Annotated in this window: 26 protein-coding genes; 12 read left to right on the top strand and 14 right to left on the bottom strand. The window is 64.4% G+C overall.

Annotated features, from left to right (window positions below; all coding sequences use genetic code 11):
- Positions 1–14 precede the first annotated feature (14 nt).
- From N6H05_RS11575 to N6H05_RS11600, 6 genes are all read right to left on the bottom strand, one after another.
- The gene (locus N6H05_RS11575) at positions 15–287 is read right to left on the bottom strand and encodes an HPr family phosphocarrier protein (protein WP_284113971.1); all 273 of its coding nucleotides are present in this window, start codon (positions 285–287) and stop codon (positions 15–17) included.
- Positions 284–688, bottom strand: coding sequence for a PTS sugar transporter subunit IIA (locus N6H05_RS11580; RefSeq protein WP_004208084.1), 405 nt, complete (start codon positions 686–688; stop codon positions 284–286). The genes N6H05_RS11575 and N6H05_RS11580 overlap by 4 nt, the downstream gene beginning before the upstream one ends.
- A 22-nt stretch (positions 689–710) precedes the next feature.
- On the bottom strand, positions 711–1649 hold the full coding sequence (gene rapZ, locus N6H05_RS11585) for an RNase adapter RapZ (RefSeq protein ID WP_284113972.1): 939 nt from the start codon (positions 1647–1649) through the stop codon (positions 711–713).
- Positions 1646–2080, bottom strand: coding sequence for an HPr kinase/phosphorylase (locus N6H05_RS11590; RefSeq protein ID WP_284113973.1), 435 nt, complete (start codon positions 2078–2080; stop codon positions 1646–1648). Before N6H05_RS11590 ends, rapZ begins: the two co-directional genes overlap by 4 nt.
- Before the next feature lie 117 nt (positions 2081–2197).
- Positions 2198–3793, bottom strand: a complete 1596-nt coding sequence (locus N6H05_RS11595; protein ID WP_284113974.1) for a sensor histidine kinase — start codon at positions 3791–3793, stop codon at positions 2198–2200.
- Positions 3762–4466: a response regulator transcription factor gene (locus N6H05_RS11600; RefSeq protein WP_284113975.1), complete on the bottom strand. Its 705-nt coding sequence runs from the start codon at positions 4464–4466 to the stop codon at positions 3762–3764. The genes N6H05_RS11595 and N6H05_RS11600 overlap by 32 nt, the downstream gene beginning before the upstream one ends.
- A 284-nt stretch (positions 4467–4750) precedes the next feature.
- Between N6H05_RS11600 and N6H05_RS11605 the strand changes: the two genes are divergently transcribed.
- The 3 genes from N6H05_RS11605 (at position 4751) to N6H05_RS11615 (ending at position 7780) form a co-directional block, all read left to right on the top strand.
- A complete protein-coding gene (locus tag N6H05_RS11605) occupies positions 4751–6352 on the top strand; it encodes a phosphoenolpyruvate carboxykinase (RefSeq protein WP_284113976.1) in 1602 nt (533 codons plus the stop codon).
- A 125-nt stretch (positions 6353–6477) separates the two neighbouring features.
- The gene (locus N6H05_RS11610) at positions 6478–6795 is read left to right on the top strand and encodes a hypothetical protein (RefSeq protein WP_284114215.1); all 318 of its coding nucleotides are present in this window, start codon (positions 6478–6480) and stop codon (positions 6793–6795) included.
- Between the two features lie 136 nt (positions 6796–6931).
- A complete protein-coding gene (locus N6H05_RS11615; RefSeq protein WP_010335536.1) occupies positions 6932–7780 on the top strand; it encodes a ferredoxin--NADP reductase in 849 nt (282 codons plus the stop codon).
- 168 nt (positions 7781–7948) lie between these two features.
- Here N6H05_RS11615 and N6H05_RS11620 read toward each other — a convergent pair whose 3' ends face one another.
- The 3 genes from N6H05_RS11620 to N6H05_RS11630 all read right to left on the bottom strand — a co-directional run bounded on the left by N6H05_RS11620 (position 7949) and on the right by N6H05_RS11630 (position 11459).
- Positions 7949–9784, bottom strand: a complete 1836-nt coding sequence (locus N6H05_RS11620) for a DUF885 domain-containing protein (protein ID WP_284113977.1) — start codon at positions 9782–9784, stop codon at positions 7949–7951.
- Positions 9785–9922: 138 nt separating this feature from the next.
- Positions 9923–10417, bottom strand: coding sequence for a hypothetical protein (locus N6H05_RS11625; RefSeq protein WP_284113978.1), 495 nt, complete (start codon positions 10415–10417; stop codon positions 9923–9925).
- An 85-nt stretch (positions 10418–10502) separates the two neighbouring features.
- Entirely contained in the window at positions 10503–11459 is a 957-nt protein-coding gene (locus tag N6H05_RS11630) for an AbiTii domain-containing protein (protein ID WP_284113979.1), read from the bottom strand.
- Between the two features lie 249 nt (positions 11460–11708).
- Between N6H05_RS11630 and N6H05_RS11635 the strand changes: the two genes are divergently transcribed.
- Together N6H05_RS11635 and N6H05_RS11640 are read left to right on the top strand one after the other, a co-directional pair.
- Entirely contained in the window at positions 11709–11945 is a 237-nt protein-coding gene (locus N6H05_RS11635; protein WP_169860129.1) for a type II toxin-antitoxin system ParD family antitoxin, read from the top strand.
- Between the two features lie 13 nt (positions 11946–11958).
- On the top strand, positions 11959–12249 hold the full coding sequence (locus N6H05_RS11640; RefSeq protein WP_284113981.1) for a type II toxin-antitoxin system RelE/ParE family toxin: 291 nt from the start codon (positions 11959–11961) through the stop codon (positions 12247–12249).
- Positions 12250–12388: 139 nt separating this feature from the next.
- On the opposite strand, the gene N6H05_RS11645 is transcribed toward N6H05_RS11640, so the two are convergent.
- Both N6H05_RS11645 and N6H05_RS11650 read right to left on the bottom strand, forming a co-directional pair.
- On the bottom strand, positions 12389–12835 hold the full coding sequence (locus tag N6H05_RS11645) for an NfeD family protein (RefSeq protein ID WP_284113982.1): 447 nt from the start codon (positions 12833–12835) through the stop codon (positions 12389–12391).
- A gap of 526 nt (positions 12836–13361) precedes the next feature.
- Positions 13362–14333, bottom strand: coding sequence for an SPFH domain-containing protein (locus N6H05_RS11650; protein ID WP_284113983.1), 972 nt, complete (start codon positions 14331–14333; stop codon positions 13362–13364).
- Positions 14334–14410: 77 nt separating this feature from the next.
- Between N6H05_RS11650 and N6H05_RS11655 the strand changes: the two genes are divergently transcribed.
- Together N6H05_RS11655 and N6H05_RS11660 are read left to right on the top strand one after the other, a co-directional pair.
- On the top strand, positions 14411–15226 hold the full coding sequence (locus tag N6H05_RS11655; protein WP_284114216.1) for an HpcH/HpaI aldolase/citrate lyase family protein: 816 nt from the start codon (positions 14411–14413) through the stop codon (positions 15224–15226).
- 182 nt (positions 15227–15408) lie between these two features.
- Entirely contained in the window at positions 15409–18333 is a 2925-nt protein-coding gene (locus N6H05_RS11660) for a TonB-dependent receptor plug domain-containing protein (RefSeq protein ID WP_284113984.1), read from the top strand.
- A 113-nt stretch (positions 18334–18446) separates the two neighbouring features.
- Here N6H05_RS11660 and N6H05_RS11665 read toward each other — a convergent pair whose 3' ends face one another.
- Together N6H05_RS11665 and ubiG are read right to left on the bottom strand one after the other, a co-directional pair.
- Positions 18447–19043, bottom strand: a complete 597-nt coding sequence (locus N6H05_RS11665; RefSeq protein ID WP_284113986.1) for a YdeI/OmpD-associated family protein — start codon at positions 19041–19043, stop codon at positions 18447–18449.
- A gap of 55 nt (positions 19044–19098) precedes the next feature.
- Positions 19099–19833 carry a bifunctional 2-polyprenyl-6-hydroxyphenol methylase/3-demethylubiquinol 3-O-methyltransferase UbiG gene (ubiG, locus tag N6H05_RS11670; protein ID WP_284113988.1) on the bottom strand — a complete coding sequence of 245 codons (735 nt, stop codon included), beginning with the start codon at positions 19831–19833 and terminating at the stop codon, positions 19099–19101.
- Positions 19834–20082: 249 nt separating this feature from the next.
- On the opposite strand from ubiG, the gene N6H05_RS11675 reads away from it, so the two are divergent.
- The 4 genes from N6H05_RS11675 to N6H05_RS11690 all read left to right on the top strand — a co-directional run bounded on the left by N6H05_RS11675 (position 20083) and on the right by N6H05_RS11690 (position 24515).
- A complete protein-coding gene (locus N6H05_RS11675; protein WP_004208043.1) occupies positions 20083–21348 on the top strand; it encodes an aspartate kinase in 1266 nt (421 codons plus the stop codon).
- Between the two features lie 164 nt (positions 21349–21512).
- A complete protein-coding gene (locus tag N6H05_RS11680) occupies positions 21513–22526 on the top strand; it encodes an NAD(P)H-dependent flavin oxidoreductase (protein ID WP_125987424.1) in 1014 nt (337 codons plus the stop codon).
- Positions 22527–22611: 85 nt separating this feature from the next.
- Positions 22612–23382 (top strand): hypothetical protein, encoded by a 771-nt coding sequence (locus N6H05_RS11685; protein ID WP_284113989.1) that lies wholly within the window; start codon positions 22612–22614, stop codon positions 23380–23382.
- Between the two features lie 200 nt (positions 23383–23582).
- A complete protein-coding gene (locus N6H05_RS11690; RefSeq protein WP_284113990.1) occupies positions 23583–24515 on the top strand; it encodes a hypothetical protein in 933 nt (310 codons plus the stop codon).
- A 7-nt stretch (positions 24516–24522) separates the two neighbouring features.
- On the opposite strand, the gene N6H05_RS11695 is transcribed toward N6H05_RS11690, so the two are convergent.
- On the bottom strand, positions 24523–24960 hold the full coding sequence (locus tag N6H05_RS11695) for a winged helix-turn-helix transcriptional regulator (RefSeq protein WP_284113991.1): 438 nt from the start codon (positions 24958–24960) through the stop codon (positions 24523–24525).
- Positions 24961–25062: 102 nt separating this feature from the next.
- On the opposite strand from N6H05_RS11695, the gene N6H05_RS11700 reads away from it, so the two are divergent.
- Positions 25063–25803 (top strand): SDR family oxidoreductase, encoded by a 741-nt coding sequence (locus N6H05_RS11700; protein ID WP_284113992.1) that lies wholly within the window; start codon positions 25063–25065, stop codon positions 25801–25803.
- The last annotated feature ends 119 nt before the right edge of the window (positions 25804–25922 follow it).

The following is a 25922-nucleotide window of genomic DNA, read 5'->3' on the forward strand; positions in this document are numbered from 1 at the left end:
CGTTGGTCGCGTGCCTATTCCTCGCCGAACTTGTCTTCGACCAGGGTGACCAGTTGATGCAGGCTGTCATGTGCATCGGGGCCGGCGGCGCTGATGATGATGCTGTCGCCCATGGCGGCGCCGAGCATCATCAGGCCCATGATCGATGTGCCGGTGACTTCGCTGCCATCCTTGCTGACGGTAATCTGGGCGGGCAGGCCGCTGGCCAGGGTGACGAATTTCGCGCTGGCGCGGGCGTGGAGGCCGCGCTTGTTGCTGATCCTGACTTCCCGGCTGATATCATTCATGAGGTGCTGCCCAGCAATTCCGACGCGACGCTGATATATTTCTGGCCTGCTTCGCGGGCAGCGGCGACGGCGGCGCGCACGTCCATCACCTTGCGGGCGCTTTCCAGGCGAATGAGCATGGGCAGGTTGATGCCTGCAATCACCTCGATCTCGCCGGCCTTGAGCAGCGATATGGCGAGGTTGGAGGGGGTGCCACCGAACAGGTCGGTCAGCAGGATGACGCCGGCGCCGTCATTGACGCGCGCGACCGCCGCCGCGATGTCCGCGCGGCGCAGTTCCATGTCATCCTCCGGCCCGATGCAGATCGTTTCGATCTGCTGTTGAGGTCCCACGACATGTTCCATGGCCACGACGAATTCCGTCGCAAGCGACCCATGGGTGACGAGTACGAGTCCGATCATCTGCTTCCGCGGCCCACCTTTTTCATGATATTGCTTTCGGGCCTCCCGGTCTGCGCTTCTCCAGACTGTCCTGGGGCGCTGATTCCATATTGCGGTGCGAGACGGTGGGCGAAAAGCCCGCATCTTGCAAGTATCTAGCGACATGTTCGGCGACATGAACCGAGCGATGGCGCCCGCCGGTGCAGCCGAAAGCCACGGTAATATAGGTTTTGCCCGCTTCGGCGTAGCGCGGCAGCAGGGTCGTGAGCAGATCCTGGATCTTGCCCAGCGCCTCCTGATAGGCCGGGTCGGCCTGGATATAGGCGGCGACGTCGGCGTCTAGGCCGGTCTTGGGACGCAATTCCTCGTCCCAGAAAGGGTTACGCAGGAAGCGCATGTCGAACATCAGATCGACATTGCGCGGCACGCCGCGCGAATAGCCGAAGGACAGGATGGTCAGCACCGGGTCGGAGAGCTGTTCGCGGGCGAAGCGGGCCCGCATTTCCTGCTGCAGCGCATTGGTCGACAGGCTGGTGGTGTCGATCAGCTGGGCCGACCAGCGGCGCAGCGGTTCGGTCAGTTCGCGTTCGCGGGCGATGCCGTCGGCGGCCGGGCGATCCTGCGCCAGCGGGTGGCGGCGGCGGGTTTCGGCATAACGGCGTTCCAACTCGGCACCCGAGCAGTCGAGGAACAATGTCTCGACGTCATGGCCGTGCCGTTCGCGCAGCGCCTTGATCCGCTGGACGATGGCATTGGCGTCGAAGCCGCGGGTGCGTGCGTCGATGCCGAGCGCCAGCGGCCGGTCATCCTCCCCGGCATGGCCGGCGGGGAGCGGGGTGTCGAGCAGGCGATCGAGCAGCACCAGCGGCAGATTGTCCACCACTTCCCAACCCATATCCTCCAGCGTCTTGAGCGCCGTGGTCTTGCCGGCACCAGACAGGCCGGAGACGAGGAGAATGGTCTTGGGGCTGGTGGCTGTCATGTCTTGCCCAATGCCTTGAGCGCCAGTTCGACCTTGATCGGGGCGGATGCTTCGTGCGCGACGACGGCAATCAGCGGAATTTCGACTCCGGCGATGGTGCGGGTGGCGGCGTGCATCGGCATGCGTTCGACCGTTTCGGCCAGATCGACGATCAGCGCGACCGGCGAATCGCCGACATGGGGCACGGGCACGATGCCGATGCCGCGCACTTCCATCTGGCCGCTGATGGTTTCGGGGGCGGTGGCGATCAGCCGGCCGTCGACCCGCTTGAGCAGGGTGTAATCGTCGGAAACCAGCGTTGCGCCGCGATCGATCAGGCGCAGGGCAAGGTCGGACTTGCCCATGCCGCTGGCGCCGTAGAGCAACACCGAGCGTCCCTCGATCGCGACGGTCGTTGCGTGAAGCGTCTCTGATGAAAGTGCCCGCACCATGTTCCCCTGCCTTCCTGCTTCTAGCCCCAGTTCGCCGCGTTGGAAATCGAAATGCGTCGATTCACGCGGTATCGCGGGCTGGCATTGTGGTGCGGATGAATGAACAGCTTATTGCTTTCATTCGGACATTATGCCGGGGTCGCGTTCCACGGCCATGGGCAGGCGGACGATGAAGCGGGCGCCGCTCTGCCTATCCTCGCGGTCGGCGATGCTGATCTTGCCCTGATGCCCCTCGACGATCGAGCGGGCGATGGCGAGGCCGAGGCCCGAATGCTTGCCGAACGCCTCACCTTCCGGGCGGACGCTGTGGAAACGGCGGAAGACATGCTCGCGCTCGCCCTCGGGCACGCCGGGGCCTTCATCCTCGACGCTGACCAGCACTTCATTGTCGGCGACGGTAGCGATGATCTGGACCAGCCCGTCGTCGGGCGAGAAGGAAATGGCATTGTCGATCAGATTGTCGAGCACGCGCACGATCCGCTGTTCCTCGCCCAGGACGACCGCGACTTCCTTGCGCGGGCGGGCGAAGGCGAGGCGGATGCCGCGCGGCACGCCGCGTGCCTCGCGCGCCAGCACCATGCGTTCGATCAGCAGGCCAAGGTCGATCGGCTCGAACCGGGTGCGCGACAATTGGGCGTCGATGCGGGAGGCTTCGGCGATGTCGGTGACGAGCCGGTCGAGCCGGCGGACATCATCCTGCGCGATCGCCATCAACTGGTCGCGCAGGTCCGGTCGGTCCACCCGTTCGAGTGAATCGAGCGCGGAGCGGAGCGAGGCGATCGGGTTCTTGAGTTCATGGCTGACGTCGGCGGCGAAGGCGTCGGTCGCGTCGATCCGCTGGCGCAGCGCATGACTCATGTCCGACAGGGCGCGGGCGAGCATGCCGATCTCGTCGCGCCGCTCGGGCAGGCGGGGCACGGTGACCTCCCGCGCGCGGCCGAGGCGAACGCGCACGGCGGCACGGGCCAGGCGCTGGAGCGGCTGGACGATGGTGCGGGCGAGGAACAGCGACAGCAGCACGGAGGCGAGGACGGCGGCAGCCAGCACGATGCCCAGGCGGAGGCGTTCGGCGCGGACGATGCGGGTGATGTCGCGCGCATTTTCGGTCGCGAGCAGGCCCGAACCGTCGCGCACCGCGACGGCGGCCGAGATCATGAAGGTGCGGTCGGGCGCGTAGCGGTTCATCGCCTGGGGCTGGCGCGTCTTGGCGGCCAGTACCAGTTCGGGCCAGGCGCTGGCGCGATCGACGGCGGGTTCCTCGAAATTGGGCGGGCGATCGGCGGAGACGACGCGGTCGACCGCCTTGTCGAGAAAGCGGGCGACATGGCGCTGCCATTCCTCTTCCGAGGGCAGGCGCAGCCGATAGCGCGGCGCATCCATGGCGAAGCTGTCGGCCATCAGATTGCCGGCCGCGTCATAGCGGCGCACCCGGTCGCCGGTCTGGCGCGCATAGGCGGCGATCAGCGCATTCTGCCGGTCGGCAGGCGCATTTTCCAGGCCAATGGCGAGCAGCTTCAGCTCGCGCGCCGACTGTTCCAGCCGATCGTCGACGATCCGCGTGCGATAGCTGTCCAGATAGAAGAAGCCGCCCGCCAGCAGGGCGAGCGCGAAGACATTGACCGCCAGGATGCGCGGGGTGAGGCTCAATCGCCCCGACCAGCGCACCGCGAGCGGCGCGTCCTCATTCTTCGGAGAAGCGGTATCCGGCGCCATAGAGCGTGTCGATTGCGTTGAAGTCAGGGTCTACCTCTCGGAATTTGCGACGCAGCCGCTTGATATGGCTGTCGATCGTGCGGTCGTCGACATAGACGTCGTCCTGATAGGCGGCGTCCATGAGCTGGTTGCGGTTCTTCACCACGCCGGGCCGTGCAGCAAGGGTTTCCAGGATCAGGAATTCGGTGACGGTCAGCGTCACATCCTTGCCGTCCCATTTTACCCGGTGGCGGGGTGGGTCCATTTCCAGCCGGCCGCGCACGATCGGATCGGACGGCGGTTCGTCGGCGGCATCGGGGGCGCGGCTGATTTCGGCGCGGCGCAGGATGGCGCGGATGCGCGCGATCAGCAGTCGCTGCGAGAAGGGCTTGGAGATATAATCATCCGCGCCCATGGCCAGGCCCAGTGCCTCGTCCAACTCGTCCGCCTTGGAGGTCAGGAAGATGACCGGCATCTGGCTCTTTTCGCGCAGGCGGCGCAGCAGTTCCAGCCCGTCCATCTGCGGCATCTTGATGTCGAACACGCCAAGGTCGGCCGGATTGTCGGTCAGCGCCTTCAGCGCGGCTTCCGGGTCGGTGTAGATGCGCGTGACGAACCCTTCGGTCTGCAGCGCGATCGACACCGACGTCAGGATATTCTTGTCATCATCCACCAGCGCGATGGTTGCGGTCATGCTGCGTCCCGGAACGTCATGATAAAATGGGTGAAGGCATCCAGCGTTAGACGATGGCCGCCGGGCCTGCAAGGAAGGCGCGGCGTAAATGTCGCTGCGACCCGTGCGTCGTTTTTCGGGACGGGCTGTGGTTCGCCGCTATTTGACGACCGTAGCGCAAAGGCCTATGCCGATATGGCTTGAAGGGGAGGATGTCCGCGCGACTAGGATCGCGGCGCTCCCGGACGGGCCGGTCGCATAAAAAGACAAGCGACTAAGGGACTTTTTACATCAGGAGCTAAGGCGTGCAGGCCAAATCCTCAATCACCCTGGTCGACCAGGGCATCTCCACCCATGCCACCCAGTTTTGGAATCTCGGCACCGCGCCGCTGGTCGAGGCCGCGCTTGCCAATGGCGAGGGCATTTTGGCCAAGGACGGCCCGCTGGTCGTCAAGACCGGCAAGCATACCGGCCGCAGCGCCAGCGACAAATTCATCGTCCAGGATACCGAGACCCAGGATACGGTCTGGTGGGGCAAGACCAATGTGCCGATGACGCCGGCGCATTTCGCCGCGCTGAAGGAGGATTTCTTCAAGGCGCTGGGCGAAAAGGACAAGCTCTATGTCGCCGACCTCTATGGCGGGTCGCAGCCCGAATATCGGGTCAATGTGCGCGTCATCAACGAGTTTGCCTGGCACAACCTGTTCATCCGCACGCTGCTGGTGCGGCCCGAGGCGGCGGCGCTGGCCGACTTTGCGCCGGAATATACCATCATCGACCTGCCGACCTTCGTCGCCGATCCGGCGCGCCATGGCTGCCGCAGCGAGACGGTGATCGCGGTCAACTTCACCGAGAAGCTGATCCTGATCGGCGGCACCCGCTATGCCGGCGAGATGAAGAAGTCGGTGTTCGGCATCCTCAATTATCTGCTGCCGACCAAGGGCGTGATGCCGATGCACTGTTCGGCCAATATCGGCCCGAATGGCGACACGGCCGTCTTCTTCGGCCTGAGCGGCACCGGCAAGACGACGTTGTCGGCGGATGCCAGCCGCACCCTGATCGGCGATGACGAGCATGGCTGGTCGGACCAGGCGGTCTTCAATTTCGAGGGCGGCTGCTATGCCAAGATGATCAACCTGTCGGCCGAGGCCGAGCCGGAAATCTTCGCCACCACCAAGCGGTTCGGCACGGTGCTGGAAAATGTCGTGATCGACGAGGAAAACCGCGAGATCGATCTGGACGACAACTCGCTGGCGGAAAATAGCCGCGGTTCCTACCCGATCGACTTCATTCCGAACACGTCGGAGAAGAATCTGGGGCCGGTGCCCAAGAACATCATCTTCCTGACCGCCGACGCCTATGGCGTTCTGCCGCCGATCGCGCGGTTGACCCCGGAACAGGCGATGTATCACTTCCTGTCCGGTTACACCGCGCGCGTCGCGGGCACCGAGATCGGCGTGACCGAGCCGACCGCGACCTTCTCGACCTGCTTCGGCGCACCGTTCATGCCGCGCCATCCCAGCGTCTATGGCAATCTGCTGAAAGAGCGGATCAACAAGGGCGGCGTCACCTGCTGGCTGGTCAATACCGGCTGGGCCGGTGGCAAGGCGACGATGCCGGGGATCAAGCGCATGCCGATCAAGGTGACGCGCGCGCTGCTCAACGCCGCGCTCGACGGCAGCCTGAACAGCGCCGAATTCCGCACCGATCCCAATTTCGGGTTCGAGGTGCCGGTGGCAGTGAATGGCGTCGACAGCCAGATCCTCGACCCGCGCGCCATGTGGGCGGACAAGGAAGGCTATGACGCGACGGCGGCGACGCTGGTGAAGGCCTTTGTCGACAATTTCGCCCAGTTCGAGGAGCATGTCGACGATGGCGTGCGCAGCGCGGCGCTGACGGCGGCCTGAATGGGCGCCTGATCGGGCGCAGCAGTGTAGTGAAGGGGCCGGGGCGGGAACGCTCCGGCTCTTTTGCTTTTGGCGGGGGCGCGGCGGTGCTATGCTGCCCGCCTATCATGGCAGCGGAGATTAGCATGGGCATGTTCGACAATCTGATGGGCAATCTGGGCGGGCTGGACGCGATCGCGCAGAAGGTCGGGCTGGAGCCGGAACAGATGCAGGGCCTGCTGAACGAGATCGGCGCCAAGATCGGCAGCGGCGAGACCAGCGTGTCGGCACTGGCCGAGACGGCAGCCGAGCATGGCGTGTCGGCCGATGCGCTGCAGCAGCTGCTGGGTCAGTTTGGCGGGCCGGAGGCGATATTGGGCCAGCTTGGCGGCTTCCTGGACCGCGATGGCGACGGCAATCCGCTCAATGAGCTGAGTGGCCTGGCCAAGGGGCTGTTCGGCTGAACAGGTTGCGGCGCGGGCCGGCAAAGCCGGCCCTTGGTTGCCCCCAAGTTTTTTTGGCCTTGCCTTCGCGATGCGGTGGGGCCATTTGCGGACTACACCATTATTGCGAATGATCCGCAACTAGCGCCGCCCGATCATGGCGGCGCCGACGAAATGCAAGGATAAGGTCTTGACCGACGTGACGATCGAAAAGCCGGTTCTGGAACCCACCGGCGCGCTTTCCGTGGAAACCGTGCTGTCGGTGAAGCACTGGAACGAGCATCTGTTCAGCTTCCGCATCACCCGCCCGGCAAGCTTCCGCTTCCGCTCGGGCGAGTTCATCATGATCGGCCTGAAGGGCGACAATGGCAAGCCGCTGCTGCGCGCCTACTCGATCGCCAGCCCGGCTTGGGACGAGGAAATCGAATTCCTGTCGATCAAGGTGCAGGACGGTCCGCTGACCAGCAAGCTGCAGAAGATCGAGCCGGGCGACCAGATCTATCTCGGCCGCAAGCCGACCGGCACGCTGGTGACCGACGCGCTGCTGCCGGGCAAGCGGCTGTTCATGCTGTCGACCGGCACCGGTCTGGCGCCGTTCCTGAGCCTGCCGCGCGACCCGGACGTGTATGAGTTCTACGAGCAGGTCGTGGTGGTCCATTCGGTGCGCCGGGTGAGCGATCTGGCCTTCCGCGACGAGATGGAAGGCAAGTGGGCCGAAGACCCGCTGGTGTCGGAACAGGCCGCCGGCCAGTTCCATTATGTGCCCACCGTGACGCGGGAAGAATTCCCCAACAATGAGCGCATCGACAAGCTGGTCGAGAGCGGCAAGCTGTTCGAGGGGATTCCGGGCGCGGCCAAGTTCGACCCCGAGACCGACCGGATCATGATGTGCGGCAGCATGGAGATGATCAAGCAGTTCGCGGCCTATTTCGAGGAGCAAGGCTTCACCGAAGGCTCCAATGCGGCGCCGGGTCAGTTCGTGATTGAAAGAGCCTTTGTCGGTTGAAGCGGACTGAACACGAATAGGAAAGGGCCGGGGGAGCGATCCTCCGGCCTTTTTTTGTTGCGTCAGGTCCGTTCGTCCTGAGCGAAGTCGAAGGACGCGCCGAGCGGAGCGAGGTGCTTCACTGCGTTCGGCAGAAGGCTTCGACTTCGCTCAGCCCGAACGGTTCTTTTACGCCCTCCTCCGGCCCGCGACATAGGCGTCGACATTTTTCGCCAGCACGGTCATCGGCACGCCGCCGCCCTTGACCACGGCGTCGTTGAACAGGCGGAAGTCGAACTTGTCGCCCAGCGCCTGTTGCGCCTGTGCCCGCAGGCGGACGATTTCGCCATGGCCGACCTTGTAGCCGCAGGCCTGGCCCGGCCAGGCGCAATAACGGTCGACCTCGCCCTGCACATCCTCGACCGTGGAGCCGTTGGTGGTGGCGAACCAGTGGATCGCCTGTTCGCGGGTCCAGCGCTTGGCATGGAGGCCGGTGTCGACCACCAGGCGGCAGCAGCGATAGGCGATCGACTGGAGATAGCCCAGCCGCCCGGCGACATCGCCATCATAGGCGCCCAGCTCGTCGCCCAGCTGCTCGGCATAGAGCGCCCAACCCTCCGAATAGGCGTTGAAGGCGAGCAGCGAGCGGATCAGCGGCAGCTTGTAGGTATATTCGCCCTGCCAGATATGGCCCGGAATCCCCTCATGATAGCAAAGGGTCGGCAGCGAATAGCGCGGCCAGATGCTGGTATCGCGCAGGTTGATATAATAATTGCCCGGCACGCTGCCGTCGATCGTGCCCGCGCCGGCATAGGCGCCCGGCGCCCCGGCCTCGATCTCCACCGGCACCCGCTTCACCACCAGCCTGGCCGGCACCAAAGTCGCGAAGGCGCGGGGCAGGCGGGTGCGGATGTCGGCGAGGCGCCCGTCGATATAGGAGAGGATCTGCTGGCGCCCCTTGTCGTCATTGGGGAAGAGGTAGCGCGGATCCTTGCCCATCGCCGTCATCCGCTCGCCCACGGTCCCCTTCGTCATGCCGAGGGATTTCAAGAGCCGGTCCATTTCCGACTGGAGGGCTTTCAGCTGTTCCTGGCCCAGCGCATGGACTTCGTCGGGCGACATGGTGGTGGTGGTGCCGGCCTGGAGTGCCCAGGCATAAAAGGCCTCGCCCTGCGGCAGTTTCCACACGCCCGCATCCATGGTGGCAAGGCCACGCTGGCGGGTGAGTTCGGCGGCCTGGCGGGCGAGGGCGGGGGCGATGGCGGTGCGGGTGATCTGCGCTGCCTTGGCGGCATGATCGCCCTTCATGTCTTTGGTGCGGCGCGCGATCGAGGCGACCGGCACCCACTGGTCGATCGGCTGGCCCTGCACCGCCTTCATCTGGCCCAGCGTCTTGTCGAGCAGGAAGGCGGGGGCGACGACGCCGATGCCGGCGTCATGGCGCAGCCGCTCGGTCTCGCCGTCGAGATTGGCGGCATATTGGGTAAGGCGTTCGAGATAGGCGTCGGCGTCGGCCGGGGTGGCGATGGCGTGATTGGCGTCGAGGAAATCGGGCGTCTCGATGAAGGCGCCGGTATTTTGCGCGACGGCATAGGGCGCGTTGCGATAGGACCAGTTGCTGTTCATCATCGCCATGTCGCCGAAGGGGAAGGCGAAGCCCGCGTCGGCCAGTTCATGGGCGGCGCGCACCACCTCCACATCGGTGCGGGTGGCCGGCGACAGGGCGTCGAGATCGACGGCGCGCAGCTGGGTCAGCCGATCCTTCACATGGGCGGCGATCCGCGCCTGGCCGGCCGGGCTCTTGTCGCCAAGGCGCGCTTTGAGCGGGGCGCGGGCGCCGGTGTCGAGGCCAAGGCCGCTTGCGGTTTCGGGCGCATCGACCAGCATCGCCTCGGCCATGCCGGCGAGCAGGGCTTCGGCGCGGGCGTCGGCTGTCGTTGCCTGCGCCAGGGCGCGGGCGGGGAGCGCGGACAAAGCGAGGGCGGAGGAGCCGGCGACGAGGAAATCGCGGCGGGAGGTCGTCATGGGGATTGGGTCTCCGTAGGAATTCACGCGGCTGGCGCGATTTCCGAGTCATCCGGCGGGGCGCCGGATTGGAAATCACTCTCTTAACTTCGCATATTTCCCGCACATTTCGACATCTTATTTCCTACCCGCGACAGATCATAATAATCGGGCGATGCTGCCAAGGTCGATCTCTGGCGCGCTGATCGAGAGTTCCGCGACCAGATCGCGCAGGGCGATGCGCTGGCGATGGGGCATGGCGGCGCGGGCGCCGCTGCGCTCGGCACAGATGGTGCGTATCGCCGCCAGCATTACCCGATTGTCGGGCGCGCGGCGATGGCCGACCACCACGCCGCGCCGGACGACGGGGCGGACCTGCGCGCAGCGGGTCAGGGCGATCGCCTGGGCACGGGCGGCGTCCAGCCCCATCTCCAGCGCCCAGTCCCAGGCGGCGGCAAAACTCTCCGCCCCCTGTTTCTGCCGCAGCTGATAGGCCGAGCGCGGCGAACAGCCGACGCTGCGCGCCGCCTGCGCCACCACGCCGCAGCGCGCCAGCATGTCGATAAAGGCCCGCTGCGCGGCCGGCGACCAGCCCGACGCGCGCCGGCGCAGCATCGGGACGGAGGTGAAATGGAGAAGGGGCATGTCGGTCATGCCGGCGAGGCTATCATGCGGGGGGAGATGTAGGACAGCATTGGCCCGAATGGCCGATTTCGGAACGTCTCCTTTCGGCAACGTATTACGCCATTGCCGAATTCTTCGCCCGTGCTACTCCCAAGTGCAAAATCTCTCCTAAGAATAGGTATACGTTCAGGAACAGGCTAAAAGCTTCCTCTGCAGTCACGTCGGTGTGAACACCCGTTGAGACTCTGTCGTAAAGATTAGACAGGTTCTGACGGATGCGAGTTCGTCGAGATTTGCTATCTGTGCGCTCAGCTACATATACATTAATACGATTCTGATGCTTATTTGCATCTAGGCTAAGATCGTTGCCGCCAAGATTATAGGTACCCGCCTGAGGTGGGAAGATCGCGTCCGCAAAACTATCGATAATGCGGCGGCATGTTGTCAGAGCCTGACTGACGGCTTCGTCGTTGCCTTCCTGTAGGCGGGCAACAACCGATGGTAACTTCTCAAGCACGTCCCCAGCGTGAGCTGCAATCAGCGCATCGACGTCCTTTTTATATTGCTCGAAAGTGCTCTCCGCTACCTTGGCAAACTGTCGCTCATAATAAACGCCAGCTACAAACGTGTGCAGCATGTTCAGGACGCGGGACCGTATGGCGACCATCGACGAAATACCGTTGGCGAGCGCCTGTTGTGCATCCCGGTTCATCCTCATAGCACCGATCAGGCCGTCACCGGAGAGGCTTTCAACTTTGCTGACATCGATACGTAGCTTCTGGACGCGAATGTTTTCTTCAATTTGCGCCAGCGGTCCCCAGTACCCCTTTCTTTCAGCGAAATTGGTCCAACGGCCGGTCCGGCTCATGTAGTGATCCGATAGCTCCTTGCTGCCGCTGTACCCTTCCATCTCCAGCTTGATCCACTGCTTGATCTCATCCGTGCCAGATAGCCTCGCAAGACGGGAGCACTTCAGTAACAGTTTGTCTGCCTCAAGCCTTTGCAGTTCAATGTCATCCAGAAGTTCGCGACTGAGAAAGAGGATGTGGTCGGATTCACTTTCAGTCGTCATCCTTGATCTTTCCGCTTTGCTAACAGTAGGTGCACATGTTTCATGCTCGTGGAGCAACGTCAGTCAACTATGCGACCAACTTATTTTTGGCGCCGATAGCACATACCTGAACAATCGGCCGCTTCTCAGGCAAGAATTTAGTGGCTTGAATGACTGCAAGGGGCGCAAAGCCCTTCCTGCAGCCCTCTCATTGAGCTGTAATATTTTTTGGTATATCCTCGCCTCGCTCTGCAACAGGAAGGTGCGGCGATGGCGCGCAACACATCGGTGACGATCGGCGATCATTTTACCCGCTTCATCAGCGATCAGGTGCAGACCGGTCGCTATGGATCGGCCAGCGATGTCGTGCGGGCGGGGCTGCGTCTGCTGGAAGAGCGTGAGGCGCAGGTGCAGGCGTTGCAGGCGGCGCTGATCGCCGGGGAGGAGTCGGGCGCAGCGACGCCGTTTGATTTCGAGGCGTTCAAGGCGGCGAAGCGGGGCGGCTGACGCGGGCGGGGCGGTGAAACGGCTGCTTTTTACGCCGGCGGCGCAGGCCGAGCTGTCCGACATCTGGGATTATAGCGCGGCGACCTGGGGCGTGGATCAGGCCGATCTCTATATCGACGCGATCCGCGATGTCTGCCTGGCATTGGCGGATGGGCGACGGCCGGGGCTGCCGGTCGATGTGCGGCCCGGCTATCGCAAGGCCTCAGCGGGATCGCACATGATCTATTATCGCAACGGGGGCGATCATCTGGCCATTGTCCGTGTCCTGCATGGGCGGCAGGATACGGGGCGGCATTTGGCCTGAGGGAGCGGTCGCTCCGTTCGTTGTGGTGCGCGCGTGGCGCTAGGATCGCGGGCGAGTGCTGAATGGATCCCGGATCAAGCCTGTCCTGAGCCTGTCGAAGGAGTCGGGATGACGGCGGTTCGATGAGGCTCGCGTGGGGTCATGTGCCCTCCACCCACAGCACCGCCCCCTCGGCGCCCGTCACGCGGACCCGTGTGCCCGCTTCGCTGTCCGGGCCGCGGGCGGTCCAGACGCTGTCGCCGACCTTGACCCGGCCTTCGCCGCCGCGGATCGGCTCTACGACTGTCACCAATTCGCCGATCAGGCGGGCGGTGCGGTCGTTGAGATTGGGGTCGGTCGAGGGCACCGGATTGTCCACATACCAGCGCCGCCCGGCCCAGACCGAGACGACGCAGAGCGCGGCGAAGATCAGCAGTTGCAGCGGAATGGTGATCGGCAGCGCCAGCGCGGCGAGGCCGGTGATGGCGGCGGCGATCGCGATCCAGATCAGGAAGACGCCGGGGATCAGCACCTCTGCAATCGCCAGCAGCGCGGCGAAGACCAGCCAGGCCCAATGATCCTGGAGCAGGGTGAGCCAGTCGGTCATGGGGTGGTCCTGTGGTTGGTGGGGTGGGGTGTTTTTGCGTCATCCCCGTGGAGGCGGGGATCCATCTCAGGAGATGTCGTGCTTGGACGGCGGTTGAGAGATGTCGAAGAGAGGCGCGGGCCTCTCTTCGACCCGCTTTCGCGGGAATAACGGATTTTCGGCGCGGGACCTCTCGTCCGTTCGGGCTGAGCTTGTCGAAGCCCTCGCCTGAGCGGAGCGAAGGCCTCACTTCGTTCGGCCGAACCCTTCGACAAGCTCAGGGCGAACGGTTTTTGGGGTGGGCGTTGCGCTGCGGGCTTCTCGACTTCATCCGCATGGCGGATGAAGTTTATCCTGAGCGTCAAAAGCAGTCGCGTGCCTGCTTTTGACCGCAGGCAGGCAGTCGAAGGGCTCGAAGCGAACGGAGGTGGTGGGCGCTTCGGGGTGATGGTGGCTCTTTGGGCGCGCAGGATGGTGATGGGGTGTGTGGCGGCCCGGCCGGCTTGGCTGGGCAGTGCTGCCCGATGACCGCGCATCGCTCTCCCCTTCAGCCCTGGGTCTGGCCGAACGGTCCCCGGCGGGACGCGGCGGGGGGCGCGGGCGGGGTGGGGGTGTCGCCCAGCGCTTCCTTGGCGAGCTGGCCGATGCCGCCGAGCGTGCCGATGAGCTGGGTCGCCTCGACCGGGAAGAGGATGGTCTTGGCATTGGGCGAGGTGGCGAACTGCTGCACCGCGTCGGTATATTTCTGGGCGATGAAATAGTTGAGCGCCTGCGGATTGCCGGCCGCGATCGCGTCCGACACCATCTGGGTCGCCTTGGCTTCGGCTTCCGCCTCGCGCTCGCGCGCCTCGGCATCGCGGAAGGCGGCTTCGCGGCGGCCTTCGGCTTCCAGGATCTGCGACTGTTTCTGGCCCTCGGCGCGCAGGATCTCGCTGCTTTTGAGGCCCTCGGCCTCCAATATGTTGGCGCGCTTCTCGCGCTCCGCCTTCATCTGCCGGCCCATGGCATTGACGATGTCGGCGGGCGGGCGGATGTCCTTGAGTTCCACGCGGGTGATCTTGATGCCCCAGGCGTTGGTGGCGTGATCCACCACGGAGAGGAGGCGGGCGTTGATCTCGTCGCGCTTCGACAGGGTCTCGTCCAGGTCCATCGAGCCCATCACGGTGCGCAAATTGGTGGTGGCGAGCTGCATGATGGCGACATAGAGTTCGGACACTTCATAGGCGGCCTTGGCGGCGTCGAGCACCTGGAAGAAGACCACGCCGTCGACCGACACCATGGCATTATCCTTGGTGATGATCTCCTGCCCCGGAATGTCGACGACCTGCTCCATCATGTTGATCTTGCGACCGACGGCGTAGAAGAAGGCGGGGTAGAAATTGAGGCCGGGCTTCGCCACCTCGGTAAAGCGGCCGAAACGTTCGATGGTATATTGATAGCCCTGCCGCACCACCTTGACGCTGACCGCCAGGTAGAAGAGCACCAGAAACGTGACCGTGAGTGCGAAGGTCGTCACCATATGTCCTCCCCAGAGAAGGGGATCACTATGGCGGTTCTTCGTTAACGGGAAAAGGCAAAGTGATGGAGAGACATAAGATGCAGTTGCGCCACGCCCGATCCCTGTTGTTCCTACCTGCGTCCAATCCGCGCGCGGTGGCTAAGGCGCGCACACTGGCGTGCGACATGGTGATCCTGGACCTGGAGGATGCGGTGCCCGACGCGGACAAGGCGGCGGCGCTGGACGCGGCGGTGGAGGCCGTGGGCGAGGGCTTTGGCGGGCGGCTGATGGCGGTGCGGATCAATGTCGAGGGGATGCCGTCGCACGGGCCAGAGATGGTGGCGCTCAAGCGCACCGCGGTCGACTATGTGGTGCTGCCCAAGGTCGAGAATGCCAAGCAGGTGAAGGATGTCTATTCCGTCGCGCAGAAGCCGGTGATCGCGATGATCGAGAGCGCGAAGGGCGTGCTGGCGGCGCCGGGAATCGCGGCGGGCGAGGGCTGTGCCGCTTTGTTCGTGGGCACCAATGATTTGCGCAAGGATCTGGCGATACCGCCGTCGGCCGGGCGCGACGGGCTGGCCCATGTGCTGCAGAGCGTGGTGCTGGCGGCGCGGGCGGCGGGCATCGCGGTGTTCGACGGCGTGTTCAACCGGCTGGATGATGAAGCGGGGCTGGAGGCGGAATGCGCCGAGGGCCATGGCTTCGGCTTTGACGGCAAGACGCTGATCCATCCGGGGCAGGTGCCGGTGGCGAACCAGGCGTTTGGCCCGGATGCGCAGGCGGTGGCCGACGCGCGCCGGCTGATCGAGGCGGCGACCGGCGGGGCCGAACGCTTCGAGGGGCGGATGATCGAGGCGATGCATGTCGACGAGGCGCGGGCGCTGGTGGCGCGGGCGGAGGCGGTCGGGCAATAGGAAAACGCAGTGGCGATGACTGAAATAGCGCGAAATTGCTATGTTGCCATGATGTTACAGCCCGCAATAAAAGCGCTACGTTTGTGAAGCATCCATCGAAGTTTCATTGACTTGGCACGGCTGGCCGGGATTTTTTCTCTCCATGACGCCCGTTGAGGGTGGAGGAAAAAATGGGGATCAGCATGTTCACACGCACCAATATTGCGCGGACGCTTTTGGCGGCAAGCGCGCTGTCGACCATCTGGGCGGTGCCGGTCATGGCGCAGGAAGCGGCCACGACGGATGACAGCGATGCGATCATCGTGACCGGCAGCCGCATCCAGCGCAGCGATTACAACATGGCCAACCCGCTGGTGACGGTGAGCGCCGAGACGCTGGAGCAGGCGGGCAATGTCCAGATCATTGATACGCTCCGCCAGAATCCGGCGCTGATCTCGTCCTTTGGCGGGGCGCAGACGTCCGGCTCCAACGCCAGCTTCGGCGCTGTCGGCGTGCAGTTGCTGAACCTGCGGGGGCTGGGCGAGAATCGCACGCTGACGCTGGTCAATGGCCGCCGCCATGTGGCGAGCCTGTCGGGCACGGCCGCCGTCGACGTCAACACGATCCCCGAAGACCTGATCGAGGGCGTGGACATCCTGACCGGCGGCGCGTCGGCCATCTATGGTGCCGATGGCGTGTCGGGCGTGGTCAATTTCCGTCTGAAGCGGAATTTCGAGGGGCTCAAGGCCAGCGGCCAGATCGGCATTTCCAGCCGCGGGGATTCGGGCCAGCGCTATGGATCGCTGACCTATGGCAAGAATTTCAGCGACGGCCGCGGCAATATTGCCCTGTCCTACGAATTTCGCGAGCAGGACCGGCTGAGCAGCTTTGACCGCAAGCGGACCGGCAATCCGCTCTATACCTATGGCATCGTGCGCAATCCGGGGGATTTCCCGGATGATCCCAATGTACCCGATCGCCTGCCGTTCAACAATCTGCGCTATGCGGACAGTTCGCTGGGCGGCGCGATCGACGTGGATTTCGACGGTATCCCCGACTTCACGGGCGAAGGCGGCGTCTATGACCGCGGCACGTTGCTGCCCTCGTCGGGCGGGCTGACCCAGGGCGGCGACAGCACCCCGCTGGCCGGCTATCAGGGCGACCTGCAGGCCTATAACCGTGTGCATAACATCAACCTGCTGTCGCATTATGATTTCAGCGACGCAGTAAAATTCTTCTTCGAAGCCAAATATGTGAAGAACAAGACGAGCACGCTGTCGCAGCCATCGTTCGACTTCTTCACCTATTTGTCGCCGGACAATGCCTATCTGCAGGACCGGTTCGGCGGGCTGGCGCCCGATGGCGCGCTGGTGTCGCGCGACAATTTCGACATGGGCGTGCGCGGCGAGAAGAATGACCGCGAAACCATGCGCTTTGTCGGTGGTTTCGAGGGCGCGATTTCCGACCATGCCCATTATGAACTGTCTTACACTTTCGGCCAGACCAAGTCGAAAGTGCTGCTGACCGACTATCGCATCGCCGACCGTTACTGGGCTGCGATCGACGCGGTGCGCGATCCGGTGACGGGCAATATCGTCTGCCGGTCCGATCTGGACCCGACCGGCAACATCAACCCGGACAATTTTGACGGGCCGGCCACCACCTTCACGCCCGGTTCCGGCAGCGGATGCCGGCCGATCAACCTGCTGGGCAATGGTTCGCCCAGCCAGGCGGCGCTCGACTGGGTCAATGCCGACATCATGAACCGCGCCAAGATCCAGCAGCATGTCGTGTCCGGATCGATCTCCGGCGATTTCGGGCAATTTTTCGAACTGCCCGGCGGCCCGATCGGATTCGCGATCGGCGGCGAATATCGCAAGGAAAAGAGCAGCTTCGTACCCGACGATCTGTTGCAGCAGGGCGCCCTGGCCGACTTTTCGCTGCAATTGCCGGAATCGGGCAGTTTCGACGTGAAGGAAGTGTTCGGCGAATTGTCGGTGCCGGTGCTGAAGGAAGTGCCCTTCGCCTATGCCCTGAATTTCGGCGCGGCGATCCGCCTGTCGGATTATTCGACCATCGGCAAGACCACGACCTGGAAGGTGGACGCCACCTATGCGCCGATCAAGGACATCAGCTTCCGCGGAACCTGGTCCGAAGCGGTGCGGGCGCCCAACATCACCGAACTGTTCGCGCCCCGCAATGGCAGCTATGACTTCATCAGCGATCCGTGCGACCCGGTCTTCATCAACGAAGGTACGCAATATCGTGCGGCCAACTGTCAGGCGGCGCTGACGGCGGCGGGGCTGACGCCCGGACAGATCGCCGCCTTCAATCCGGAGAATGACCCGACGGCGACGGTCAGCCTGCCCGGCTTCACCGGCGGCAATCGCAACCTGAAGGAGGAAACGGCGCGGACCTGGACGGCCGGTGTCGTGCTGCGTCCCAGCTTCATTCCCGGCCTGATCGCGTCCTTCGACTGGTATGACATCAAGCTGAAGAATGCGGTCAACACCGCGACCGCCGAGGAAGTGGCCGAACTCTGCGTTGACCAGCCGACGCTGGACAATGTCTTCTGTGGCAATATCACCCGTGCATCGGGCACCGGCTATATCGACAGCTGGTATGTCCAGCCGCAGAATGTGGCCAATTTCCGTACCGCCGGTGCGGACTTCAAGCTGAACTACGGCTTTGACACGGCGAAGGCCGGATCGTTCGCAATCTCGCTGGTTGGCGGCTATCTCGACAAGCTGGAATTCATCCCGACCCCTGGCGCCACGGTCGATGTGGATCGGGAGGAAGCCTATTATCCCAAGTGGAACGCGACCGGGGACATCACCTGGAAGCTGGACAAGCTGACCGTCAACTATGGCGTCAGCTGGTTCAGCAAAACCCGCCGCTATACGATCGAGCAGCTGGCGGCGAACCCCGACCTGTCGGAAGACAAGTATAAGTGGTACAAGGAAAAGTGGCAGCACGACATTTATGTCGCCTATGACATTGATGAGAAGTTCCGCCTCTATGTCGGTGCCAACAATCTGTTCGATCAGCAGCCCTCGATCGCATCGGCCAACTATCCGATCAGCTATGTCGGCCGGTATATGTATGCCGGTGCCAAGATCACGATGTGATCGGGGCTGGAGCCTGAAAATTGGCTTCGTCGATACAGGAAGGGGAGGGGCGGATTTTTCCGCCCCTTTTTCATGTGCGTCTGTGGACCGGATAAAGGGGGAGGGCAGTTCGCCTATTTTCTCTCATATTTCCAGTTGCGGCCCTTGCCCTCGCCAATCCAGTCGACGGCCTGGGCGATGCGCTTGTCGCGGGTGGCGTCGGTCCTGGCCTCATTGATCCACTCGCAATAGTCGCGGATCTTGCCGGGCGGGAAGGCGGCCCAGATGGCGGCGGCGGCCGGATCGGCGGCTATGGCGGTCGCGAAGGCGGGATGGACGGGCAAAGGCGCTTTGGGCGGTTTGGGGCCGGTGCGTGGGCGATCGCCGGCGTCGATCAGGGCCATGGCTTGCGCGATCAGGCCGGCGATGTCGGCATCGGAGGGGAGGTCGGCAAGGGCGGTGAGGCGGCCGAACTGGCCCATGGCGTCGTCGCTGCTGCCCTCGCGTCCGACCTTGTCATGCCAAAAGCCGAAAGCGGCATGGCCCTTGAAGGCGGCCATGTTGGCGAGATTCTGGTTCCTGTAGGTGAAGAAGGGCATGCCCCATTTGACCGCTTCGCCGATGTCGGGCGAGGCGGCATGCATCAGCGCGCGGATATGGGTGAGGATGGGGCGGGCGAAATCGGCCTGGGCGGCGATATAGGCGTCGATCCTGTCGGGAGCGTCGGTCATGTCCCAATCTCCTGATGCAGTGGGATGCCTGATCGTTGCGAAAGTCCGTCCCTGTTCAGCCCTTGTGCCGCGCCGTCAGCAGATAGTTGATCGCTGTGTTGGCTGACAGGGTGAAGCCGCGCGCCGGATCTAAGGCAAGGCCACTGCTGTCGGTGACTTCCAGGCCGGCGTCTTCGAGCAGGGCGGTCAGTTCATCGGGGGTGATGAACTTGGCCCAGTCATGCGTGCCCTTGGGAATGCCGCCGATGCTTTCGCCGATGGTGATCATGGCGAGGCGCGACATCGGCGTGCGGTTGGGGGTGGACAGGATCATCAATCCGTCGGGCGCGAGTTTGGCCGCGAGCGCGCGGACGAAGGCGGCGGGATCGGCGACATGTTCGATCACTTCCATCGAGGTGACGAGGTCATAGCCGGTATCGGCGACCTGCTCCACGGGGGTGGCGCGATAGTCGATGCCGAGGCCCTGGCCCTGTGCATGGGCGACAGCGACGGCGATATTTTCGGGCGCCGCGTCGAGGCCGGTGACGCTGGCGCCGAGGCGGGCGAGCGGTTCGGCCAGCAGGCCGGCGCCGCAGCCGACATCGAGCGCGCGCTTGCCGCTGAGCGGACGGAAGCCATGATCGTCGCTGTTCCAATGCCGGTCGATCGCGGCGCGGATATAGGCGAGGCGGACCGGGTTCAGCTTGTGCAGCATCGCGCTCGACCCCTTGGGATCCCACCAGTCGGCGGCCATGGTGCCGAAATGGGCGGCTTCCTTCGGGTCGATCGTCGCGGTCGTCTCAGTCATCATGCACCTTGGGTCTTGCTGGGTGGCGAAGCACCCGTGCGGCGGTTCTAGCAGCGGGCGGCGGGAAGGCCAATGTGCCATGCTGTCATAGCTATGTCTTTGAAGGCGGGGCATGTAGATGCGCGGGCAGCGGCAAGGTGAGCGAGCGGATGGCGGGATTGCTTGCCATATCCGTCGCGGCTGCTAATAGGGCAGCCGTTTTGCCCCTTTGGGACATTTTGTTTCACAACTATAGACAGGTTCGGCACACAAATGGCGCGCATCGTGATGAAATTCGGCGGCACCTCCATGGCGGGGATGGAGCGAATTCGCAACGTGGCCGCGCGCGTCAAACATGTCGTCGACCAGGGGCATGAAGTGGCGGTCGTGGTGTCGGCCATGGCCGGCGAGACCGATCGCCTGGTCGGCTTCTGCAAGGAAGCCTCGGCGCTTTACGACCCGGCCGAATATGATGTCGTCGTGGCGGCGGGCGAGCAGGTCACCAGCGGCCTGCTGGCGATGACGCTCAAGGCGATCGGCGTGGACGCGCGCAGCTGGCTGGGCTGGCAATTGCCGATCCGCACGATCGAGGCCCATGCCAAGGCGCGCATCAGCACGATCGAGACCGACGCGCTGATCGCGGCGATGCAGTCCGGCCAGGTCGCCGTCATCCCCGGTTTCCAGGGCATGATGGACGATGGCCGGGTGTCGACGCTGGGCCGTGGCGGTTCGGACACGTCGGCGGTCGCGGTGGCCGCGGCGGTCAAGGCCGATCGCTGCGACATCTATACCGACGTCGACGGCGTCTACACCACCGACCCGCGCATCGTGGCGCGTGCCCGCAAGCTCGACCTCGTCACCTATGAGGAAATGCTGGAGCTGGCCTCGGTCGGCGCCAAGGTGCTGCAGACCCGCTCGGTCGGCCTCGCCATGAAGGAAGGCGTGGTCGTGCAGGTGCTTTCCTCCTTCGATGATCCCACCCAGGACGACCTCCCCGGCACGCTGATCGTGAGCGACGAGGAACTGGAAGCCAAGCTCAAGGAAACCAAGATGGAACGTCAGCTCATCACCGGCATCGCCCATGACAAGAATGAGGCGAAGATCATCGTCACCCGCGTGCCCGACAAGCCGGGCGCGGTGGCCAGCATCTTCACCCCGCTGGCCGATGCGGCGATCAACGTCGACATGATCATCCAGAATGACAGCAAGGACAATGAAGAGACCGACGTCACCTTCACCGTCCCGCGCGCGGACCTCGCCCGCAGCGTCGACATCCTGGAAGCGAACAAGGACGCGATCGGCTTCCGCCGGATCATCACCGACACCGAAGTCGCCAAGATCAGCGTCGTGGGCGTGGGCATGCGCAGCCATGCCGGCGTCGCCGCCACCATGTTCAAGACGCTGGCCGAACGCGGCATCAACATCGAGGCGATCTCCACCAGCGAGATCAAGGTTTCGGTGCTGATCGACGAGGACGAGACCGAACTGGCGGTGCGCGTGCTGCATACCGCTTACGGCCTCGACGCCCCGGCGGCTTGACAGACATACTCCCCTCCCTTCTAGGGAGGGGCATGGGGGTGGGTGCGATTGCGTCAGCAATCGCTGCCTGCCTTGGTGGAAAGGGAGGAAGCTCGCTTCGCTCGCTACCCACCCCAACCCCTCCCTTGAAAGGGAGGGGCTTTTTTATGTTGTAGGATATGACGATGACCACTGCCAAACTCGCTTCCCTGATGGCCCGCGGCACCGAATTTCTCGGCTGCGAGAGCGCGATCCTGTGCGGGGCGATGAGCTGGGTCAGTGAGCGCCATCTGGTGTCGGCGATCTCGAATGCCGGCGGGTTCGGCGTGATTGCCTGTGGCGCGATGTCGCCCGAATTGCTGGACGCGGAAATCGCGGCGACCAGGGCGCTGACCGACAAGCCGTTCGGCGTGAACCTGATCACCATGCATCCGCAGCTGTTCGACCTGATCGCGGTGTGCGCCAAGCATGACGTGAGCCATGTCGTGCTGGCCGGCGGCCTGCCGCCCAAGGGCAGCATCGAGGCGATCAAGGCCAATGGCGCCAAGCTGATCTGTTTCGCGCCCGCGCTGGCGCTGGCGAAGAAGCTGGTGCGGTCGGGCGTCGATGCGCTGGTGGTCGAGGGCATGGAAGCGGGCGGCCATATCGGCCCGGTCGCGACCAGCGTGCTGGCGCAGGAAATCCTGCCCGAAATGGCGCAGCAGGTTCCGGTGTTCGTGGCCGGCGGCATCGGCCGGGGCGAGGCGATCGCCGCCTATCTGGAAATGGGTGCGGCCGGCGTCCAACTCGGCACGCGCTTTGCCTGCGCGAGCGAGAGCATCGCCCACCCCGCATTCAAGAAGGCCTTCTTCCGTGCGTCGGCGCGCGATGCGATCGCCAGCGTGCAGATCGACCCGCGCCTGCCGGTGATCCCGGTGCGCGCGCTCAAGAATGCCGGCACCGAAGCCTTCACCGCGAAGCAGCGCGAAGTCGCCAACCTGCTGGACAGCGGCGCAGTCGACATGGGCGAAGCGCAGTTGCAGATCGAGCATTATTGGGCCGGCGCGCTGCGCAAGGCGGTGATCGACGGCGATGTCGAGGGCGGATCGCTGATGGCGGGCCAGTCGGTCGGCATGGTGACCAAGGAAGAGCCGGTCGCCGACATCATCGCCGAACTGATGGCGCAGGCCGCCACGGCGCTGGAACGCCGCGCGGCCTGATCCCTGCTGCCCGGAAAACAGGCTTTATCGGCTTTTAACCAATATCGGGCATGGTTTCCGGCATCAGATTTGCCGGAGACCGTTCATGCTTGCCTCGATCCGTCACCTGCTATTGTACCCGCTGGGCGGGATGGCGCTGCTGTCGGGCTGCGCCGGGCAGCGGGAGGTGGCGGTCGCGCCGCCGCCGCCTGCGCAACTCCAGCCCGTGCCCCAGCCACTGCCGCCGCTGGGCGCGACGGCCACTATGCAGATACCGCCGATCGGCGCCGATGGTCAGCGCGTGACGCCCAACCGCGACCTGAGCGGGCCGGCGACGCTGTGGCATATGCGCATGGCGCTGAATGTGGCGGCCCTGTCCTGCCAGGGGAGCGGCGACGCTGCGCGGTTGCAATATAACCAGATGCTGGTTCGGCACCGGACGGCGCTGACGCGGGCCAATGCGCAGGTGGAGGGGGAATATAAGGCGCAGTTCGGCGGGGCGGCGATCGCGCAGCGCGAACGGCTGAACACCGTGGTCTATAATTTCTTTGCCCTGCCGCCGGCGCAGGCGGGTTTCTGCGCGGAGGCGGTGCGGGTGGGGGCGGCCGTCAACAGCCTGCCGACGGACCAGTTGCAGGCCTATGCGCCGGCTGGGCTGGCGGCGTTGGAAAAGCCCTTCACCGACTTCTTCGATGCCTATGCCCGCTATCAGACCGACCTGGCGGCCTGGCGTTCGGGGCGGGCACTGGCGATGGCGCCGGCATCATCGGCGCCGGTGGTGCTGGAGGCGAGGCTGAGCCGGGCGGACCTGATCGCCGATGATGGCGTGATCGCGCCGAAAGGGACGCTGCCCCGGTTGCTGGCGCGCGCTGACTGAGAAAAATCGGCTTTTTCCGGCCTTTTCGCCATTCCCGGCTTGTTGCATTGCAACCAATTGGGATAGCGCGCTTTTAACAGCAGCCGGGCGGGGGTTCAGTCGTGAACCATGAGCGGGGCCGTTACCGGCCGCGCATTAAGCATATTTCCTCCGGTGGAAATGCCCGGCATGTTGGTCGGGCCAGATCGTCGGAGTAGTGGATGTTCTTGCCTCGCCCTTTGTTTGCCCGTCTGTCGCTGGCTGCCCTGCTGGCGCTCGCGGCCTGTGCGACGCCGGTGAAGCAGGTACCGACGCCGCCTCCGGCGGTGGTGCCGACGGTGATGCCGACCCCGCCGCGCAATTCCGCGCCCGACATGGTGCCGCCGGACAAGGACGAGGCCGGGAAGTTCATCACCCCCAATCGCGATTCCCAGGGCGACCAGGCGCTGTGGCATGTGCGCATGGGGCTGAACGTCGCGGCGCTGGGCTGTCCCGAGACGAATGGTCAGACGCGGATATTGTACAACCAGATGCTGACCGTGCATGGCGCGTCGCTGAAGCGCGCCAACGACACGCTGGAGGTCAGCTATCAGCAGCGTTACGGCAGCAGCGCGATCCGCATGCGCGAAGTGCTGAACACGCTGGTCTATAATTTCTTCGCCCTGCCGCCGGCGCAGAAGGCCTTCTGCCAGAAGGCGGTGGCGACGATGACGATCATCAACGGGCTGACGCCCGAGGCGCTGGCCGCCTATGCGCCCAAGGCGCTGGACGAGCTGGAACAGCCCTTCCGCGATTTCTGGGCGGAATATGAGGATTATCTGCGGCGGCTGGAGGAATGGCGCAAGCGCTTCGGCGCGACGGTCAGGCTGGTCGGCCCGGTCGGCGGCGATGATCTGAACGACCATGAACCGCCTGCGCCGACCGCGCCCGCGCCGATGGGGCAGGTGCCGGCCACGCCAATGCAGCGGCCGTCGGACATGATCCTGCCAAATGCGCCGGCTTCTGCGCCCGCGCCTGCTGCTCCGGCTCCTTCTGCGCCGACTCCGGCTGTTCCGGGAACGCCGAGCGCGCCGCCGCCGGTGGTGCCGACCCAGCCGCAGGTGCAGGCGCCCAAATTGCCGTTGCAGCCGGTTCCCGCTCCGCCCGAAAGCTGATCGTCGGTCAGGCGTCGCGCGCGTCGAAGCGGGCGCGGGCGTCCTCGACCGTGGCGAGATTGCGTTCGGCCCAGACCCATACGCCGCAGAAGGCGGCGCTGAGGCTGTTGCCGAGCGGGGTAAGGGCATAGTCGACGCGCGGCGGTACGACCGGATGGACGGTGCGGGTGAGCAGGCCGTCACGCTCCATCTGGCGCAGCGTCTGGGTCAGCATCTTCTGGCTGATCCCCTCGACCGCGCGGCCGATCTCGGTAAAGCGCAGCGTGCCGCGCTCCTCCAGCAATTCCAGGATCAGCATCGTCCATTTGTCGGCCACCCGGCCGATCAGTTCGTTGACGAGTCGCTCCACCCGTGGATCGAGTTCGGCCGGCGGATCATGGTCGAGATACTGCTCGGCGGCCGCTATTTCAGCGGTGGCGAAGCGGGATTCCAGAGGATTTGCCATTTCTTACCTTTGGGTGCCTATGGCACTTTGCGGTGCCTTCTTTCCAAAAGAGAGTATAGGCTTAAATTGATGGGCAAGCCACCAGACTAAGGAGCTTTCCCCATGAAAAATTCCGGCAACACCATCCTCATCACCGGCGGCGGTTCGGGCATCGGCGCGGCGCTGGCGCATGAATTTCACGCAGCGGGCAACCAGGTCATCATCGCCGGGCGGCGGCAGGCGGCGCTCGACGAAGTGGTCGCGGCGCACCCCGGCATGGCGTCGATGGTGATCGACATGGAAGATCCGGCGGCGATCGCGGCCTTCGCCGACAAGCTGGTCGCCGATTTCCCGGCGCTCGACGCGGTGCTGCTGAATGCCGGGATCATGGTGGCGGAGGACAGGATCGACCTCGCCATCGCCGAGGCGACGGTGGCCACCAATCTGCTCGGCCCGATCCGCCTGACCCATGCGCTGCTGCCGCATCTGCTGGCGCAGAAGAGCGCGACGATCCTGACCGTGTCGTCGGGCCTGGCCTTCGTCCCGCTGGCGGCGACGCCGACCTACAGCGCGACCAAGGCGGCGATCCATGGCTGGTCGCTGGCGATGCGCGAGCAGCTCAAGGGCACGGGCGTCGATGTGGTGGAGATCGTGCCGCCGGGCGTGCAGACCGACCTGATGCCCGGCCACGCCGAAAATCCGCAGATGATGCCGCTCGCCGATTTCATCAGCGAGACGATGGGCCTGTTGCGGCAGGAGCCGACCCCGGCCGAGATCCATGTCGAGCGGGTGAAGTTCCTGAGCGAGGCGACCCGGCGCGGCGAGTTCGACCAGGTGTTTGGGATGCTGAACGGGGCGCATTGACGCCCGCAAAGCTTGCCTCCTGCATGGGGGAGGACTATCTCACGCTTCGTCAAGCGAGGCCACGTCCTCCCCCGCCATGCGGGTTTCAAGTCCGGGACGGCCCGGCGCCCCTCTTGAAG

Origin of the sequence: Sphingobium sp. WTD-1 (assembly GCF_030128825.1) — a bacterium.
Lineage (GTDB): Bacteria > Pseudomonadota > Alphaproteobacteria > Sphingomonadales > Sphingomonadaceae > Sphingobium.

What these genes read in the sequence shown, in the direction of transcription:
- N6H05_RS11575 (WP_284113971.1), bottom strand. Translation starts at nt 287, where the DNA reads ATGAATGATATCAGCCGGGAAGTCAGGATCAGCAACAAGCGCGGCCTC.
- N6H05_RS11580 (WP_004208084.1), bottom strand. Translation starts at nt 688, where the DNA reads ATGATCGGACTCGTACTCGTCACCCATGGGTCGCTTGCGACGGAATTC.
- rapZ (WP_284113972.1), bottom strand. Translation starts at nt 1,649, where the DNA reads ATGACAGCCACCAGCCCCAAGACCATTCTCCTCGTCTCCGGCCTGTCT.
- N6H05_RS11590 (WP_284113973.1), bottom strand. Translation starts at nt 2,080, where the DNA reads ATGGTGCGGGCACTTTCATCAGAGACGCTTCACGCAACGACCGTCGCG.
- N6H05_RS11595 (WP_284113974.1), bottom strand. Translation starts at nt 3,793, where the DNA reads ATGGCGCCGGATACCGCTTCTCCGAAGAATGAGGACGCGCCGCTCGCG.
- N6H05_RS11600 (WP_284113975.1), bottom strand. Translation starts at nt 4,466, where the DNA reads ATGACCGCAACCATCGCGCTGGTGGATGATGACAAGAATATCCTGACG.
- N6H05_RS11610 (WP_284114215.1), top strand. Translation starts at nt 6,478, where the DNA reads ATGGGCATGTTCGACAATCTGATGGGCAATCTGGGCGGGCTGGACGCG.
- N6H05_RS11615 (WP_010335536.1), top strand. Translation starts at nt 6,932, where the DNA reads ATGGCGGCGCCGACGAAATGCAAGGATAAGGTCTTGACCGACGTGACG.
- N6H05_RS11620 (WP_284113977.1), bottom strand. Translation starts at nt 9,784, where the DNA reads ATGACGACCTCCCGCCGCGATTTCCTCGTCGCCGGCTCCTCCGCCCTC.
- N6H05_RS11625 (WP_284113978.1), bottom strand. Translation starts at nt 10,417, where the DNA reads ATGACCGACATGCCCCTTCTCCATTTCACCTCCGTCCCGATGCTGCGC.
- N6H05_RS11630 (WP_284113979.1), bottom strand. Translation starts at nt 11,459, where the DNA reads ATGACGACTGAAAGTGAATCCGACCACATCCTCTTTCTCAGTCGCGAA.
- N6H05_RS11635 (WP_169860129.1), top strand. Translation starts at nt 11,709, where the DNA reads ATGGCGCGCAACACATCGGTGACGATCGGCGATCATTTTACCCGCTTC.
- N6H05_RS11645 (WP_284113982.1), bottom strand. Translation starts at nt 12,835, where the DNA reads ATGACCGACTGGCTCACCCTGCTCCAGGATCATTGGGCCTGGCTGGTC.
- N6H05_RS11650 (WP_284113983.1), bottom strand. Translation starts at nt 14,333, where the DNA reads ATGGTGACGACCTTCGCACTCACGGTCACGTTTCTGGTGCTCTTCTAC.
- N6H05_RS11655 (WP_284114216.1), top strand. Translation starts at nt 14,411, where the DNA reads ATGCAGTTGCGCCACGCCCGATCCCTGTTGTTCCTACCTGCGTCCAAT.
- N6H05_RS11660 (WP_284113984.1), top strand. Translation starts at nt 15,409, where the DNA reads ATGTTCACACGCACCAATATTGCGCGGACGCTTTTGGCGGCAAGCGCG.
- N6H05_RS11665 (WP_284113986.1), bottom strand. Translation starts at nt 19,043, where the DNA reads ATGACCGACGCTCCCGACAGGATCGACGCCTATATCGCCGCCCAGGCC.
- ubiG (WP_284113988.1), bottom strand. Translation starts at nt 19,833, where the DNA reads ATGATGACTGAGACGACCGCGACGATCGACCCGAAGGAAGCCGCCCAT.
- N6H05_RS11675 (WP_004208043.1), top strand. Translation starts at nt 20,083, where the DNA reads ATGGCGCGCATCGTGATGAAATTCGGCGGCACCTCCATGGCGGGGATG.
- N6H05_RS11680 (WP_125987424.1), top strand. Translation starts at nt 21,513, where the DNA reads ATGACCACTGCCAAACTCGCTTCCCTGATGGCCCGCGGCACCGAATTT.
- N6H05_RS11685 (WP_284113989.1), top strand. Translation starts at nt 22,612, where the DNA reads ATGCTTGCCTCGATCCGTCACCTGCTATTGTACCCGCTGGGCGGGATG.
- N6H05_RS11690 (WP_284113990.1), top strand. Translation starts at nt 23,583, where the DNA reads ATGTTCTTGCCTCGCCCTTTGTTTGCCCGTCTGTCGCTGGCTGCCCTG.
- N6H05_RS11695 (WP_284113991.1), bottom strand. Translation starts at nt 24,960, where the DNA reads ATGGCAAATCCTCTGGAATCCCGCTTCGCCACCGCTGAAATAGCGGCC.
- N6H05_RS11700 (WP_284113992.1), top strand. Translation starts at nt 25,063, where the DNA reads ATGAAAAATTCCGGCAACACCATCCTCATCACCGGCGGCGGTTCGGGC.